Here is a 14,745-nt window from a genome sequence, read left to right on the forward strand (position 1 = left end):
AGTTTCCTCCCGCTAGACTCCTAGCGGGAGGTCACCTTGGACACAGCTTTGGACAGTTATGAGAACAACGATCAGCCCCTGCTGCTTGCCCTGCGCGCCCTTAAATTGGGCGATCTGCTGGTTGCCGTCCCTGCGCTCCGGGGCTTGCGCAAGGCGTTCCCTGAGCATCGAATTTTGTACGCCGCACCTGCCTGGATTGCTGAGGCTTTGGAGTTGGTGGGCGGCATTCACCACCTGCCCACGCCCGGGCTCGATGACCCGCTGACAGCCCCTCGGGGTGCCGTGGATATCGCTGTCAACCTTCACGGGAATGGCGCTGAAAGCCGTTTGAGGATTGAAGAACTCCAGGCCAACCGGGTGGTGGCACATGCCTCCAACGGCACTGACGGGCCTGAATGGGTGACAGGCATCCCCGAACGCGAGCGCTGGACGCGGTTGCTCAACTGGCACGGTATTGAGGCCGATCCCCTGGACTACCGGCTGAACCGTCCCTCCGTTCCGTCGCCGCGTCCCGGTGCAACCGTTGTGCATGTCGGCGCGGCCTACGGCAGCAGGCTGTGGCCGGTGGAGCGGTTCGCTGAGGTTGCCGTGGAACTCACCGAAGCCGGGCACGAGGTAGTTCTGACGGGTGGCACATCCGAGCGCGCCCGGGCGGAGGAGACGGCCGCCTTGGCGAAGCTCAAGGGAGCAAACCTCGACGACGGACTGCTGGCCGGGCAGCAAAGTCTCGCTGAGTTCGCGGCCACCATCGCAGAAGCCAGGCTGGTGGTCTCCGCCGATACCGGTGCAGCGCATCTCGCGTCCGCATATGACCGACCCTCAGTCGTGCTCTTTGGCCCTGCACCGGCGGAAGAATGGGGACCGCCGCCGGGACCGCACGTGGTGCTGACCGCCGTCGAACTCCGCCGTGGTGATGTGTTTTCCGCCGATCCTGATCCGGCTCTCTTGGCCGTCAGCGTCCGCGACGTTTTGGACGCCGTGGAGAGGTTGGGCTGCTGATTCGTCCCTGGGTTGGCGCCGGTTAGGGGGCTGTTCCGTCCTGCAGTTGGGCTTCTTCGTCCAACAGTTGCGTCTGCAGGGACACCAGGATCTTGGAAAGTTTGCGGGAGACCTGCATCTGCGACATTCCCAGGGCCTCGGCAATGGTGGATTGCGTTTCCTCCCGGTAATAGCGGCGGTACAGCAGGTGACGGTCCTCTGCACTGAGGCCGCGGATGGCGTTGCGCAGAGCCAGCACGTCCTCGAGCCGGTCTGTGGGGCATCCGAAAGCAGAAAGTGAACCTTGGAGACCGTCGCGCCCCTCGGACGCCGGGGCATCCAGTGAGTCCGGGCGTTTGCTGGTTCCGGCCATCAGCGCTTCGCGGACCTGGCACGGCTCCAGCTGCAGATCTTCCGCTACCTCCTCCGGAGAGGGGGTACGTTGCAGGGTTTGGGTCAATTCCTCTGTCCGGGCCAGCACTTGGCGGCGTACATCCTGGATGGTCCGTGGAGGCCGCACCACCCAGCAATGGTCGCGGAGGTAGCGTTTGACCTCCCCGGCGATGGTGGGGGCGGCGTAGGCGGGGAAGCTCACGCCTTTGGACTCGTCGTAGCCGCGTGAGGCCTTGATGAGGCCCATGTACGCGACCTGCCTGACGTCGTCGAGATCGTGTGTGTGGGCGGAGTATCTGGCGGCAATGGATTTGGCCAGATTGAGGTGATCCAGGACCAGGCTGTCCTGGAAGCTCTGACGGATGCTGCCTTCGGGCTTGCAGGCAGGAGTCCTGGTCTGGACGGTGAGGGGTTGGGTTTGACGCATGGGGCTTCAATCCTTAACCGGCTGGTGAGGGTGAGCCCACGGCAAGACTCCTTAAAAAGAGAAGCACACTTACTATTAGCTTTCAACGGGTGCTCGGGGTTAGTCTCGAAAGGAAGCCAAATCAGGGATCGGAGATCCTCATGGAAGACCCGCAACTCGCCGAGCCCACTACTGTGGTGGCCGATATCCAAGATCTGCTGCTCGACACTCCGGACGTCGAAGCGTTCTTGGAAGAGCTGGCAAGACACTCAGCCAGCATGTTCAGTACGCCCGGAAACGAGGTCTACTGCGGAATCACCCTGATGCGCCATCGCTCTGCAGGGACGGTGGCAAGCAGCGGTGAGCGCGCCCGGATGCTGGATGAATTGCAGTACAACTTCGCCGACGGGCCATGCCTCCGAGCCTGCCGTGAAATCACCCAAGTGCACATACCGGATTTCGCCAAAGACAACACCTGGCCGGAGTACAACAAGCTGGTCACAGAACACGGCATCCGGTCTGTACTGGCCGTCCCATTCCCGCTTAGTGAGGACTCGGCCAGGGCGGGCCTGAACCTCTACTCCGAACACACAAACGCCTTCGACCAAGCCGCTGTACAACGCGTCAACGACTACGTACAGCAAGCCTCCAAAGGCCTGCGCTTGGCCGTGCTGATCGCAGAGCACAGCCAGACCGCCACCAACCTCCGGGCAGCCATGGAATCCCGGACTGTGATCGACGTGGCAACGGGCATCATCATCGCCCAAAACCGGTGCACCCAACAGGAGGCCATGGACCTGATCAAGAAGGCCTCCAGCAACCGGAACGTCAAGCTCCGGGTGGTGGCGCAGGCCATTGTTGAATCCGCAGGTGGAGGGCCGGTGCAAACGTACTTCAAGTAGCTTGCTGCTTTTGAGGCGGCAGCCCTGCTGCTAGCCCTGCACCGCGCCGATAATGGCGCCCATGGCCGTGAAGGTGACCACGAATCCCGCACTTGTTCGATACCCCCGCCGCTCGGCGGTAGGGGTGGCGAACAAGAGGTGGATTCGCCGCAGCGGTTCGCCCGGCTAAGACGAGCGGCAGTTACAGGAGGCTGCGCAAAACCTGCGCCGCGCCGTCGTCGAGCACTGACGCGGTGACCTCATCCGAAACGGCGATTACCTCGTCCGGAGCCTGACCCATGGCGACGCCGCGGCCGGCCCACGTCAGCATCTCGATGTCATTGCGGCCATCACCCACAGCAACCGTGTTGGCCTGATCCGTGCCGAGCTTGTGTCGCAGAACCTCCAAGGCGCTGGCCTTGGTGACGCCTTCGGCAGCGATATCCAGCCAGGCAGTCCATCCCACCGAGTACGTCACGCCGGAAAGACCAATGTGCCGGATGGCCTCGTTGAACTCCTCCGATGTGTTCTCGCTGCTGAAGACCACAACGCGAACAGCAGTGGCGTCCAACATGGTCTGGAAGTCCACGCCGATGGACTCCACGCCGAAACTGGCGTCCTGGAAACGCTCCGTGGAGAGGAAGTTTCCGTCCTCGTCCTCAAGCGCGTACTTTGCGTTGGGCAGCCGTTCCCGCAAGGCGTTCAAAGCCGGAGCAGGATCGAAGGTTGCCTTGTGGATGATCTCGTAACCCTTGTCCAACGACGGGTCCAGGCGGAGGGTCACGCCGCCATTGCAGCAGACGGCGTATCCTCGCTCGAGGCCGATCTTCTGGATGATGGGAAGCGTCGCGTTGAGCGAGCGGCCGGTGGCGATCATGACGTCGTGGCCGCTTGAAACCACTGCCTGGGCGGCGGAGCGAACTGCCTCTGACATGTGGCCGTCGTGGTCCACGAGTGTGCCGTCTACGTCCAATGCGACCATGTACTTGTTGTTGTTATTTGGCTGGTCATCGATGCCAGCAACTGGAGTATCAGTCAAAATAGTCATGCTTACAGTAGAGCAGAAACCTCCGACACTGAACTAGGACCGGCGCCACAGCTGTGGATTAACGGGCGGTGAATAGTGGCTGAAGTGGCTGATCGCTGACCGATTCCGGGGTACTCCGAAGGATCACCAGTTGCTGGGTGGCCCGGGTCATGGCCACGTATCGGTCTACGGCGCCCTCAATGCCCGCGCCGAACTCCTCCGGATCAATGAGGACCACGAGGTCGAACTCCAGGCCCTTTGCCAGTTCAGGAGTGAGCCAGCTGACGCGCTCCTGTTGAGTCCTGGCGATGGCTTCTGGACTGCTAATGACACAGGCGACGCCCTCAGGGTTGCTCTCCTGCCAGTTATCCAAAATAGTGCTGAGCTGCGTGGTTTCACCGTGGACCACCGGGATGCCACTGCTACGGACCGAGGTAGGCACATTGGCGTCTGGGAGTGCTTGGCGGATCACCGGTTCAGCTGCGGCCATGACCTCTTCCGGCGTGCGGTAGTTGATGCTCAGACCGGCGACGGTGGCGGCGCCAAGGCCCACACGTTCCAGGCGTTCTTCCCATGATTCCGTGAAGCCGTGCCTGGCTTGGGCCCTGTCCCCCACCACCGTGAAACTCCGCGAGGGACAACGCAGCAACAGCATCCGCCACTCGGCGTCCGTCAACTCCTGTGCTTCGTCCACCACGACATGCGCGAAGGGGCCCGCGAGAACATCCGGGTCAGCTGCAGGCAGTGCGTCCCCATCCACGAGCTTCTCCCGCATGTCGTCACCCCGGAGCATGTACATCTCCAGGTTTTCAGAGTCGTCAGCTGCTATCAGGTCATCCACCACCCGGTCCATGAGATCCCGTTCAGCGGCCAGCGTCGCTATCCGTTCCCTCCTGCGTCGTGAAGCTTCAGGGTCTCCCAGACGTTGGCGGGCTGCGTCCAAGAGCGGCAGATCCGCCGTCGTCCATGCCTCGGGGTTTTCGCGCTGAAGCGTTGCTGCTTCAGCGGGCTGCAACCATGGCGCGCACAACTTCAAGTAAGCCGGTACCCGCCACAAGTCCGCTACCAATGCCGGGTACTCCAGGAGGGGCCACGCCTTGGTGAATGCTGTCCGCAGTTCCGCGTTATGGGTAACCGAGCGGCGAAGCAGACTCTCCGCTATGTCCTGTTCTTCCATCTTGTCAACGAGGATGGCGAGTAGAGCCTCCCACACGTCATCGCGGGCCTCGTTGTGCGGGGTGCCGGGTTCCGCGGCGTCGAAGGCCTCAGCCCAGTCCTCGCTGCTGAGCCAAAGGTCGGCGTAGGGCGTCTCAACTTCCAGGCCTTCAGTGGGGGGCGCCTCGTAGAACTTCACCGCTGACTCAATTGCTTTCACCATCCCCACTGAGGACTTCAGCCGGGCCACTTCGGAATCAGGCTCGACGACGGCCGTGGCACCCTCGGGGACCAGGTCCCTCAACGTGCACGTCTGCACCCCTTCTTCACCCAAGCTAGGAAGGACATCAGCCACGTAAGCAAGATAGGGCTGATGCGGACCGACGAACAGGACATCGCTTCTACGGTGGTTGCCGCGATGATTCAGCCGGGGGTCCGAGTAGAGGAGGTAGGCCGTTCGGTGCAACGCCACCACGGTCTTTCCGGTGCCCGGACCGCCATCCACCACTAAAGCACCACGGGAGCCTGCACGGATGATCTGGTCCTGGTCAGCTTGGATGGTCCCCAACACGTCCCGCATCCGAGGCGAGCGGCTGCTGCCCAAACTGGCGATGAAAGCGGATTGGTCATCCAGGGCAGCGTTGCTTTCGAGGGCCTCGGGAGTGAAAACCTCGTCCCAATAGTCGCTGATCCGGCTATCCCCTCCCGCGCTCCGCGTCCACCTGTACCTGCGACGGCTCACCAAGCCCATCGGGTTGGCGTGGGTTGCCCCGAAGAAGGGCTCGGCGGCGGGCGAGCGCCAATCGATCAGAAGCCGCCGGCCTGCGCTGTCGGTCAATCCGAGCCTGCCCACGTACACCGGTTCCGAGCTGTCCGCGGAGACCATCCTGCCCAAGCAAACGTCCAGGCCGAAGCGCCTCAGAGCACGCAGTCTCGCGGTGATCCGGTGAATTTCCTGATCCCGGTCCAAGGCCGCCTGTCCTCGCCCGCCGGGCTGCTTCCGCGTGGCATCAAGGCGTGCGGATAACTCCTCGATTTGTTCCGTCAGGCTGGTTTGAATGGCTTCGAATTGCTGCTCGTCGGCGCTGATCAGCTTCGGATCGGCCTTTCGGGCAAGGTGCTCAGGCAATGCGAAAGCACTGGTTTCTGATGAACTGAATTTGGGCATCACACGAGTCCCTTTTCTTTGGGTGGCGGGGGTTCGTGGATCAATTGTTCGGCACGGAGGGGGCCTTGCCGCAAGCCCCCATGTGGGTTATAAATTGAATATGGAAGGGATAATTCCCTTCCTTTTTTGTGCCCGTTTCTGCACACCTCCCGCCCTTGTCCGAATCCCCCGCCGCACAACGCCGGGCGTGACGAACGAGAGCGATTTGACTGGTGCGCGTTAGGGTAGGCGGATGCCTTCGCCAATGACCGCAGCTCAATTGTCGGCACTCTACGACGCAGGGAATCAGTGGGCCGAGGATGACGACTTCTTTCTGGCTTTCGTCAACCGGCGGCCGAATCGCCGGGTGTTGGACCTTGGTTGCGGCACTGGGCGGATGACCCTGGCGGTTGCTGCTGATGGCCACGCCGTTATTGGCATAGACCCAAACCCCGACTCAATTGCAGCGGCCGGAAGGAAGCCCGGCGCTGAAAGCGTCACATGGATTAACGGGACGTCGGCTGCGATTCCCCACGACGCCATGTTTGACGTGGCCATCATGACTGCGCACGTAGCTCAAGCGATTAACGACGACGGCGACTGGTCCCGAACGCTTGCCGACATCCATCGCGCACTGGTCCCCGGAGGTAGCTTGGTCTTCGATTCCCGCGACCCTGCTGCCCGGGCGTGGGAACACTGGACTCCGGCTGAGACGCGGCGCGTACACACTCTTCCCGACGGCTCCATGGTGGAATCCTGGATGGAAAGCACCGTAGAAACCGATGGCCTCGTCGCCCTGACGGAGCACCGCATGCTGAACGGGAGCACCGAGGAAACAGAGATCTCGGTCCTTGCGTTCCGCGGAGAAGAGCAGTTACGCCAGGATCTGGAAAGGGCTGGCTTCACGGTGGATCACCTGTACGGTGGCTGGCGCGGCCAGGACGTGGGAAGCGGGCAGGGCGAATTGATCGTGATTGCCCACAAGCCCGCGTAGCTCGACAGGACCAAGCCCGCCCTAGTTCGCATCCCCCGCCGCACAACGCCGAGCGTGACGAACGAATGGGGGTTTGAACGCTATCCACGTCTCACCGCCGGCAATCCTGCACGGACGCCCGGGAGTAGTCCCGCACCGATCAGTTTCCGGCGCAACCTCTCTGGATTCTCCACGTCTGCCCAACCCCATCGTGCGAACCCAAAACCCAAGGCACGAATCCGGTCTTCCCGCAGCTTCTCGTTGTACACAGTTTCGTCAGCTGTGGCACCGTTACGTAGCTCCAGCGTGGTGTACTTGGCTTTTCCATCGAACTCCCCCACAACGCCCTTGCGACCCTCCGTCCCGGGCCACCAGAAATCACTCCGGCCAATGAAACCGTCCATATCGCTGAAATCGTGCTGTAGCTCCGGCTGTTCGATGCCAAGAAATTGAAAAGCCGCTCTACTGAAGGACTCTCCGGCGGATTCAGCCAGGGGAGACGCAAGTGTCAGCGCCAATTCTGCTCGATACCTGGCTGCAGCATGCGGGTGTGCCTGGACGGCCGCCGCAACCCGGTCCAAGTCCAGAAGGCTCGACTCCGGCGCCAGGATTCCTGTCTTCCAGAGCTTCCGGGCTACTCCGTCCGCAACCACCAGGGACTGGCTAAGCGTCGATGAGAATGCTACGTCCAGGGCTGTTTGCAAGAGTCCCGTACCCATGAATTCTCCCAGCCGTACAGGGGTGACCTCAGGACTCAGGTGGTACCGCAGCGGGAAGCCCCGATCCTTAAGGACAAACTGGCTGTCCCTGCCCTTACTCACTATGGACAATGTGGGCCTGCGACGTCCCGAGCGGCTTGGGTTCTGAGCCACGCATTCCACATAGGACGGGGTCTGCAGGATGGGTATACCCATGGCGAAGGCAGCAGTTTCACGGCAGAGGACAAGACCTGGAATGGCGCGGGCAGCTGCAGCAACCGTCCAAGCGAAGCGGATCCACGGCTGAGCCGCCAGCCACCGGGATGTCTCTACATAGAAGCCGCGACGAATCCTCACCAGCTTGCCCGCCATGAAGCTGCTGTGGATGGCATCCGTCCGGCCCCCGGAACGGAGAATAGCCGGGGTTTCAATGAGGCCAGGTGGTAAGTCCATCACTCCACTCTGCCCCGGCACAAGCCATCATTCAGCCATGGACTACCCCTATGTGCACAACCCCGGATGTGGAGGACAAGTGACAACAACAAATCCCGCCCTGGTCCGTCACGCCAGCCGTACAACGGCGGGCGAAACGAACGCGGACGGGATCCGTCAAAGAACTAGAGAACCGGCAGAACCTCAAGCCCGCCAAGGTACTTCTGCAGTGCCTTGGGAACGTTGACTGAGCCGTCCGGGTTCTGGTGGTGCTCAAGGATGGCAACGATCCAACGTGTAGTGGCCAGCGTCCCGTTCAGGGTGGCAACCGCGCGGGTTCCCTTGGCAACACCTTCGTCATTGACGACGCGTTCCCGGATGTTGAGTCGACGAGCCTGGAACGTGGTGCAGTTGGACGTGGAAGTGAGCTCGCGGTACGCATTCTGGGTGGGGACCCAGGCTTCGCAGTCGAACTTGCGGGCCGCGGACATGCCCAGGTCACCGGCAGCGGTGTCGATCACGCGGTAAGGAAGCTCGCACTTGGCCAGCATTTCCTCTTCCCAGGCCAGCAGGCGCTCGTGCTCTGCAGCTGCTTCCTCAACGGTGGTGTAGATAAACATCTCAACCTTGTTGAACTGGTGCACGCGGATGATGCCGCGGGTGTCCTTGCCGTGGGAGCCAGCCTCGCGGCGGTAACAGGAACTCTGGCCCGCGTACCGGATGGGGCCGGCGGAAAGATCCAGGATTTCGTCGGCGTGGTAGCCGGCGAGGGCCACCTCCGAGGTTCCCACAAGATAAAGGTCATCTTCAGCGAGACGGTAGATCTCGGCGTCGTGCTTTACATCAAAACCGGTGCCCTGCATGGTCTCGGGGCGCACCAAAGTGGGGGTGATCATGGGCACGAAGCCGGCGTCGATGGCCTGCTCCATGGCCATCTGCAGCAGCGCCATTTCCAGGCGGGCACCAACGCCGCGGAGGAAGTAGAAGCGTGAACCGGAAACCTTGGCGCCACGTTCCATGTCGATCGCGCCAATCAGTTCACCGATTTCCAGGTGATCCTTCGGCTCGAAGTCCGTGAATTCCCGCGGGGTACCCACGGTTTTGACCACAACGTAGTCGTCCTCGCCGCCCTCCGGGACGCCATCCACCACCAGGTTGGGGATGACACGGAGGAGTTCTTCCTGCTTGGCTTGCGCGGCAGTGGCTTCAGCAGAAGCGGCCTTCACCGAGTTGGCCAGTTCCTTGACCTCGGCCAGCAGGGCCTGCTTTTCCTCGCCCTTGGCCTGAGCCACCTTCTTGCCGAAGGCGTTCTGCTCGGCGCGGAGGGTTTCGTGCCGGATCAGGGCAGCGCGGCGATCGGAGTCAGCGGAGATGATCGCGTCCACAACGGACTCGTCGGCGCCACGGGCGCGCTGGCTGGCACGGAACTTGTCCGGATTTTCGCTGAGGTCTTTTACGTCGATCACCAGACAAGAGTATTCGAATCTGCCGCGGATTTCCGGCCCATAGCGGGCAGCGCCCGTACGTCCCCGGCGCAGGGGAAAGATGGGACTGCTCAGGAGGATAGTGTTGGAGCACCATGAGCGACTGGATCCTGTACCTGATTCTCGCTGGGGGCGTGGCGTTTGCCGTCTCCAGTTGGTGGGGTGTGCGCCGATTGAAAGCCCGCCATATCAGGAGCGCTGTCCGGGAGGACGCACACAGGCCCGGCCCCGGGGACCAGCGCGTGGCGGTCATCCTCAACCCGGTGAAAAACAATGCCGAAGAGGCCCGCCAGGGCATCATTGACGCCTGCGACCTCGCCGGTTGGGACGCGCCCAAGTTCTTTGAAACCACGGTGGAGGACCCCGGCTACGGTCAGTCGCGCCAAGCGCTGGCCTACGGAGCCGACGTCGTTCTGGCGTGCGGCGGCGACGGCACAGTACGCGTTGTGGCGGAGTCGCTGGCGCACAAGAACGTTGCCATGGGCCTCATCCCGCTGGGCACCGGGAACCTGCTGGCCCGCAACGTGGATCTGGACGTTACGGACCTGGCGGACTGCATCCAAGTGGCTCTCTTCGGGCACCAGCGCTACATCGATACCGCCACCATGGGCGTGGACAACGACATCACAGGCGAGTCCGCCGAGCACACATTCCTGGTGATCGCAGGCATGGGCTTGGACGCCGAGGTTCTTGGCGACACCAAGGAAGACCTGAAGAAAAGCGTTGGCTGGCTCGCCTACACGGAGGCTGGCGTCCGCCACCTGCCTGGACGGCGCAAACGCGTCACCATCACCATGGATGACCAGCCGGAGCAAGCACGGAAGATCCGGAGCGTGCTGTTTGCCAACTGCGGCCTGATTCCCGGCGGGATCGACTTCATCCCCCAAGCCATGATTGACGACGGAATGCTGGACATTGTGGTGATGAGCCCGCGCAGCGCTTTCGGCTGGCTCGCCATGTACACAAAGGTTCTGTTCAAGCACAACGCCAACCTGCCGATGATGAGTTTCTACCGCTCCGGCAAGGTCATCATCCGTAGCCAGGAACCCATGCCTACCCAGCTCGACGGCGACCCCTCAGGCGAGGCGACAACCGTCACCGTGCAAGTGGAGCCGGCTTCCCTGCTGGTACGAGTGCCGAAAGCCCTGACCGGTCTAAATTGAGCCGACGTCCGGTTGGGCAGCGTTCCTTTCGGCTTCCTCAGTGGCCGCCTTGGCCGCGGCGCGGGCTTCTGCCTGCTCCTTGATCATTGCTTGCTCTTCTTCAAAGCGGAGCCGGTCTGCTCGATCGGCTTCGTCGCCATTCCAGTCGTCCTGGTTCTCGCCTGTGGGCTTCGGATTGACGATCATGCCCTGGCCGTCTTTGTCATCCCGGTGGACAGACATGACCGCTCCTTTCATTTGGCATTCATCCATCGTTTATGGATCAGGCAAGCATACGCACAGAAGCATCCTTGCGAAAGGGCCGCCGTTCTGCCTGTGGATTGCGGCTAGGAGCCCTTGAGGATCGAATCCACCCACGCGTGTGCCGAGGCAAAAGCCGCGTCGGAAGTGTGTGGCGCAACCACGGCCGGCTGCTTGTCTGCCCGGGCATAGGAGCCCAGGAACCGGGTTGCGGGACTGATCCGGTGGAGGCCGGCAAGCGCGTCAGCCACCCGAGAGTCGGTGGCGTGACCGTCGGCGTCGATGCTGAAGAAGTAGTGGCCCAGGTACTGGCCGGTGGGCCGCGATTCGATGCGGCTCAGGTTGACGCCGCGGGATGCGAATTGGTCCAGGATTTCCATGAGCGCGCCCGGGTGGTCCTCCGGCAACGGCACCACCACGGTGGTCTTGTCCGCGCCCGTGCGGTCCGGAAGCAGGCCGGGCTTGCTCACCAGGATGAAGCGGGTGACAGCCTCGGGGTTGTCGCCGATATCCTCGGCCAGAACGTTGAGGCCGGGTTGTCCTGCAGCAACCAACGGGGCACAAATGGCGGCGTCGTAGGGAGCGTCGTCCTCCAGCAGGCCCATGGCGGACGCCGCCGTCGAGGATCCCGGGACGTAATCGGCGTGCGGGAGGTGCTCGTCCACCCACAGACGGCATTGGGCCCAGGCATGGCCGTGGGTGGAGATCCGTTTGATCCCGGAAAGCTCGACGCCGGGCCTCGCCACGAGCACGAAAGTGATGGGAACAAGGGCCTCACGGATAATCCGGAGCTCTTGGCCTGTGGCAATCGCGTCCAAGGTGGCTGTAACCCCGCCCTCCACCGAGTTCTCGATTGGCACCATGGCGGCATCAGCCTCACCGGCCCGGACCCGATCAAGGGCGGTGTTGACGTTGGTGCACGGAATCCGGGTGGCATCGGCAGCCCCTGGTACCTGCATGAGGGCTGCCTCGGTGAAGGTTCCCTCAGGGCCAAGGAAGGTATAGGTCACTGCCGACATTCGAGATATTCCTTGCTGGTTATATACGTGGCTTAGAGAACAACCGGCTTGAGGCCGTTGTCCGAAACCATGGGCTTTCCGGCCTCGAACCACATGTCCATGCCGCCGGCCACGTTTACGGCAGAGTAGCCCTGCCCCACAAGCCACTGGACGGCCCGGAATGACCGGCCTCCCGTGCGGCAGATAACAAAGAGATCGTCATCCGGATCGAGTTCGTCCAGGCGCGCGGGCAGCTGGTCCATGGGGATGTGCAGTGCACCTTCAGCGTGCCCGGCCACCCATTCGTAGTCTTCCCGGACGTCCAGAATGCTGGCATCTGCCGGAATGTCGCCCACAGGTACGGTATCGAAGTCGCTCATGGCGTTCCCTTCCCATCGATTAAGTCCAGCATCCAGCCTAGTCCCCGAGGCGTGCCACCGTAACGTCAAAGACCCCTGCCCTTGCTTCCCGGCGCCCGGGCGTTAAGACTGGGACGGAAGCGCATCCCTGCCATCGGCCCGTTAGGAGCACCCATGCCGGCTAAGCAACCCACCATCCTGGCGACATCCGGCGGCTACAAACCGGGTGATCGGACCAGGATCGAGTTCAATCACTTGATGCATTACGCAGTGGACTTGGCCGGCGTGAGCGGCCGGGCGCCGCGCGTGACGCACCTTGGCACGGCATCCGGAGACCAGCGGTGGTGGGCTGCGGAAATGGACCAGGCCGCACGCATTGCGGGTTTCGATTTCAGCCACCTCAACCTCTTCACCATGCCCAACATCGAGGACCCGGAAGCGCACCTCCTGGAACAGGACGTGGTGTGGGTGAACGGCGGATCGGTGGTGAACCTGCTGGCTGTGTGGCGGGCACACGGTCTGGACGGAATCCTGCGGAAGGCGTGGGAAAGCGGAGTGGTCCTGGCCGGCGTGTCCGCGGGTTCCATCTGTTGGTATCAGGGCGGTGTGACCGATTCCTTTGGTCCTGAACTGCAGCCCGTCACCAATGCGCTCGGCTTTCTCCCGTATGCCAATGGTGTCCATTACGACTCCGAGCTGCGACGCGCCCCGGCCATCCACAAACTGGTGGCCAACGGCACCTTGGACGAGACCCACTGCACGGACGACGGCGTTGGGCTGGTTTACCGTGGCACGGAACTTGTGGAGGTGGTGTCCGAGGTGAAGAACAAGGCTGCCTTCCGGGTGACCGCGGGCGCCGGCGAGAGCGTGGACGCTGTTGCTGTGGAGGAACGGTTGGAGCCACGTTTCCTTGGCTGATACTTACAAGACGGACGTTTCTTGTCTCAGCGCGGTTCAACTCCGTGATGCCCTGGCTTCGGGTGAGCTTTCAGCCCGCGAGGCCACCGGGCACTTCCTGGCGGCGATCGAGTCCGGAAACAAGCAGCTTGGCGCTTTTGTCACTGTCACAGCGGAACGAGCCCTTAGGCACGCCGAGGACGCAGATCGACTGCACACGAGGCTGGTCCGCGAGCACAGACAAGAGGAGCTCGGATTACTTCACGGCATGCCCGTGGCTTTCAAGGACCTCACCGACGTGGCGGGGGTTCCCACCACGCACGGCAGTGCGGCGCTGGAGCACAAGCCCGCCCCGGAGGACGGCGCTCTCGCTGCAACGTTGAAGGGGCAAGGCGTCATCTCACTTGGCAAGACCCAGGTTCCGGAATTCGGACTCACGGCTTACAGCGAAAACCGGGTGGCACCGCCGTCGCGAAATCCGCACGCCATGGGACGCAGTTCCGGTGGATCGTCGGGCGGAAGCGCTGCCGCGGTGGCTGCCGGACTGGTCCCCTTTGCGCCGGGGACCGACGGCGGCGGCTCCATCCGGATCCCGGCAGGAGCCTGTGGATTGGTGGGATTGAAGCCGGGCCGTGGCGTGGTGCCATCGGGTGCAAGCGCGGGTGATGCCGCCAAACTCGTCGTCGCCGGACCGCTCGCCCGGACGGCTGCGGACGCGGCACTGCTGATGGACGCGCTGGCTCCCCGGGATCAAGCGCCCGACGGCGGATACCTCGCCAGTGTTGGGCGGGCGCCGGAACCCCTGAGAATCGGCGTGAGCTTGGACAGTCCGTGGGCCGGTATTTACCCGTTCCAGATCGAGGAAGAAGCGGTTGACGCCCTGGAACTCGGGACCAAGCTGCTGGAGAAGGCCGGTCACAGCGTTAGCGAAGCCGCAATCCGTTATGACAACCGCTATCCCGACGCGTTCACCACAGCCTGGACCGCCGGCGTCGGAAGTGCACGGATAGCACCCCAGCGCGAGGCCTTGCTGACACCGCTGACCCGGACTTTCCGGCGTCGTGCCCAACAGCGAAGCGCGTCGAAGGTCAACGAGGCACTGAGTTTCCTGCGGCAGTTCGAGCACGATACCGTGGCGCAATACGCGGAGTGGGACCTGATCCTCATGCCCACCCTGGCGCAGACACCGAGGCCGATCGGCTGGTTTACCGGTGGCGGGCACAGCGGCGAGCAGTGGCCGAGTGAGTGGGCCGGCGACGCTGATGAGGACTACAAGAGGCAGTGCCAGTATGCGCCGTGGTCCTCCATGGTGAACGTCTGCGGGCTTCCGGCCATCAGTATTCCGGTGCACACAACTGCCGCTGGATTGCCGATGGGGATCCAGCTCATTGGCCGGCCGGGATCTGAACTGCTGCTTCTCCAGCTCGCAGCCGTCCTCGAGACCCGCTAGCCACGCACAGGTCACGCTGAGCGGCCCGTCTAACATATGGAAAGTAGTTGCCCCGGGCATTCAT

At 62.7% G+C, this 14,745-nt stretch carries 14 protein-coding genes; 6 read left to right on the forward strand and 8 right to left on the reverse strand.

Features of this window, described 5'->3' with window-relative positions; genetic code table 11:
* Positions 1-36: 36 nt before the first annotated feature.
* Entirely contained in the window at positions 37-999 is a 963-nt protein-coding gene (locus tag BACI9J_RS21125; RefSeq protein ID WP_159736089.1) for a glycosyltransferase family 9 protein, read from the forward strand.
* Positions 1,000-1,021: 22 nt separating this feature from the next.
* Here the strand turns inward: BACI9J_RS21125 and BACI9J_RS21130 are convergent, their stop codons facing one another.
* The gene (locus BACI9J_RS21130) at positions 1,022-1,798 is read right to left on the reverse strand and encodes a sigma-70 family RNA polymerase sigma factor (RefSeq protein ID WP_159736090.1); all 777 of its coding nucleotides are present in this window, start codon (positions 1,796-1,798) and stop codon (positions 1,022-1,024) included.
* 140 nt (positions 1,799-1,938) lie between these two features.
* Here BACI9J_RS21130 and BACI9J_RS21135 point away from each other — a divergent pair, with 140 nt between their 5' ends.
* Complete coding sequence (locus tag BACI9J_RS21135; protein ID WP_159736091.1) at positions 1,939-2,679, forward strand: GAF and ANTAR domain-containing protein; 741 nt, start codon at positions 1,939-1,941, stop codon at positions 2,677-2,679.
* A 181-nt stretch (positions 2,680-2,860) separates the two neighbouring features.
* Here the strand turns inward: BACI9J_RS21135 and BACI9J_RS21140 are convergent, their stop codons facing one another.
* Positions 2,861-3,706: an HAD family hydrolase gene (locus tag BACI9J_RS21140; RefSeq protein ID WP_159736092.1), complete on the reverse strand. Its 846-nt coding sequence runs from the start codon at positions 3,704-3,706 to the stop codon at positions 2,861-2,863.
* Between the two features lie 58 nt (positions 3,707-3,764).
* On the reverse strand, positions 3,765-6,008 hold the full coding sequence (gene helR, locus BACI9J_RS21145) for an RNA polymerase recycling motor ATPase HelR (protein ID WP_159736093.1): 2,244 nt from the start codon (positions 6,006-6,008) through the stop codon (positions 3,765-3,767).
* Positions 6,009-6,252: 244 nt separating this feature from the next.
* Between helR and BACI9J_RS21150 the strand changes: the two genes are divergently transcribed.
* Entirely contained in the window at positions 6,253-6,981 is a 729-nt protein-coding gene (locus BACI9J_RS21150) for a class I SAM-dependent methyltransferase (protein WP_236558803.1), read from the forward strand.
* Between the two features lie 80 nt (positions 6,982-7,061).
* Here BACI9J_RS21150 and BACI9J_RS21155 read toward each other — a convergent pair whose 3' ends face one another.
* Together BACI9J_RS21155 and serS are read right to left on the reverse strand one after the other, a co-directional pair.
* A complete protein-coding gene (locus BACI9J_RS21155) occupies positions 7,062-8,111 on the reverse strand; it encodes a hypothetical protein (protein ID WP_159736095.1) in 1,050 nt (349 codons plus the stop codon).
* Between the two features lie 164 nt (positions 8,112-8,275).
* Positions 8,276-9,556 (reverse strand): serine--tRNA ligase, encoded by a 1,281-nt coding sequence (serS, locus tag BACI9J_RS21160; protein ID WP_159736096.1) that lies wholly within the window; start codon positions 9,554-9,556, stop codon positions 8,276-8,278.
* A 113-nt stretch (positions 9,557-9,669) separates the two neighbouring features.
* Here serS and BACI9J_RS21165 point away from each other — a divergent pair, with 113 nt between their 5' ends.
* Positions 9,670-10,737 carry a diacylglycerol/lipid kinase family protein gene (locus BACI9J_RS21165; protein ID WP_159736097.1) on the forward strand — a complete coding sequence of 356 codons (1,068 nt, stop codon included), beginning with the start codon at positions 9,670-9,672 and terminating at the stop codon, positions 10,735-10,737.
* On the opposite strand, the gene BACI9J_RS21170 is transcribed toward BACI9J_RS21165, so the two are convergent.
* The 3 genes from BACI9J_RS21170 to BACI9J_RS21180 all read right to left on the reverse strand — a co-directional run bounded on the left by BACI9J_RS21170 (position 10,729) and on the right by BACI9J_RS21180 (position 12,355).
* Positions 10,729-10,959, reverse strand: coding sequence for a hypothetical protein (locus BACI9J_RS21170; RefSeq protein ID WP_159736098.1), 231 nt, complete (start codon positions 10,957-10,959; stop codon positions 10,729-10,731). The two genes, BACI9J_RS21165 and BACI9J_RS21170, sit on opposite strands and share 9 nt — an antisense overlap.
* A gap of 104 nt (positions 10,960-11,063) precedes the next feature.
* Positions 11,064-11,996 (reverse strand): prephenate dehydratase, encoded by a 933-nt coding sequence (gene pheA, locus BACI9J_RS21175; RefSeq protein ID WP_159736099.1) that lies wholly within the window; start codon positions 11,994-11,996, stop codon positions 11,064-11,066.
* Positions 11,997-12,028: 32 nt separating this feature from the next.
* Positions 12,029-12,355, reverse strand: a complete 327-nt coding sequence (locus BACI9J_RS21180) for a rhodanese-like domain-containing protein (protein ID WP_159736100.1) — start codon at positions 12,353-12,355, stop codon at positions 12,029-12,031.
* A 153-nt stretch (positions 12,356-12,508) separates the two neighbouring features.
* On the opposite strand from BACI9J_RS21180, the gene BACI9J_RS21185 reads away from it, so the two are divergent.
* Both BACI9J_RS21185 and BACI9J_RS21190 read left to right on the forward strand, forming a co-directional pair.
* Positions 12,509-13,252 (forward strand): peptidase E, encoded by a 744-nt coding sequence (locus BACI9J_RS21185; protein WP_159736101.1) that lies wholly within the window; start codon positions 12,509-12,511, stop codon positions 13,250-13,252.
* Entirely contained in the window at positions 13,245-14,681 is a 1,437-nt protein-coding gene (locus BACI9J_RS21190; protein WP_159736102.1) for an amidase, read from the forward strand. Before BACI9J_RS21185 ends, BACI9J_RS21190 begins: the two co-directional genes overlap by 8 nt.
* Positions 14,682-14,745: the final 64 nt, after the last annotated feature.

Origin of the sequence: Arthrobacter sp. 9V, assembly GCF_902506065.1 — a bacterium.
GTDB lineage: Bacteria > Actinomycetota > Actinomycetes > Actinomycetales > Micrococcaceae > Arthrobacter.

Bases quoted from the DNA above. Each gene is read 5' to 3' on its own strand.
- BACI9J_RS21130 (WP_159736090.1), bottom strand. From the start codon at position 1,798: ATGCGTCAAACCCAACCCCTCACCGTCCAGACCAGGACTCCTGCCTGC.
- BACI9J_RS21135 (WP_159736091.1), top strand. From the start codon at position 1,939: ATGGAAGACCCGCAACTCGCCGAGCCCACTACTGTGGTGGCCGATATC.
- BACI9J_RS21140 (WP_159736092.1), bottom strand. From the start codon at position 3,706: ATGACTATTTTGACTGATACTCCAGTTGCTGGCATCGATGACCAGCCA.
- helR (WP_159736093.1), bottom strand. From the start codon at position 6,008: ATGCCCAAATTCAGTTCATCAGAAACCAGTGCTTTCGCATTGCCTGAG.
- BACI9J_RS21150 (WP_236558803.1), top strand. From the start codon at position 6,253: ATGACCGCAGCTCAATTGTCGGCACTCTACGACGCAGGGAATCAGTGG.
- BACI9J_RS21155 (WP_159736095.1), bottom strand. From the start codon at position 8,111: ATGGACTTACCACCTGGCCTCATTGAAACCCCGGCTATTCTCCGTTCC.
- BACI9J_RS21165 (WP_159736097.1), top strand. From the start codon at position 9,670: ATGAGCGACTGGATCCTGTACCTGATTCTCGCTGGGGGCGTGGCGTTT.
- BACI9J_RS21170 (WP_159736098.1), bottom strand. From the start codon at position 10,959: ATGTCTGTCCACCGGGATGACAAAGACGGCCAGGGCATGATCGTCAAT.
- pheA (WP_159736099.1), bottom strand. From the start codon at position 11,996: ATGTCGGCAGTGACCTATACCTTCCTTGGCCCTGAGGGAACCTTCACC.
- BACI9J_RS21180 (WP_159736100.1), bottom strand. From the start codon at position 12,355: ATGAGCGACTTCGATACCGTACCTGTGGGCGACATTCCGGCAGATGCC.
- BACI9J_RS21185 (WP_159736101.1), top strand. From the start codon at position 12,509: ATGCCGGCTAAGCAACCCACCATCCTGGCGACATCCGGCGGCTACAAA.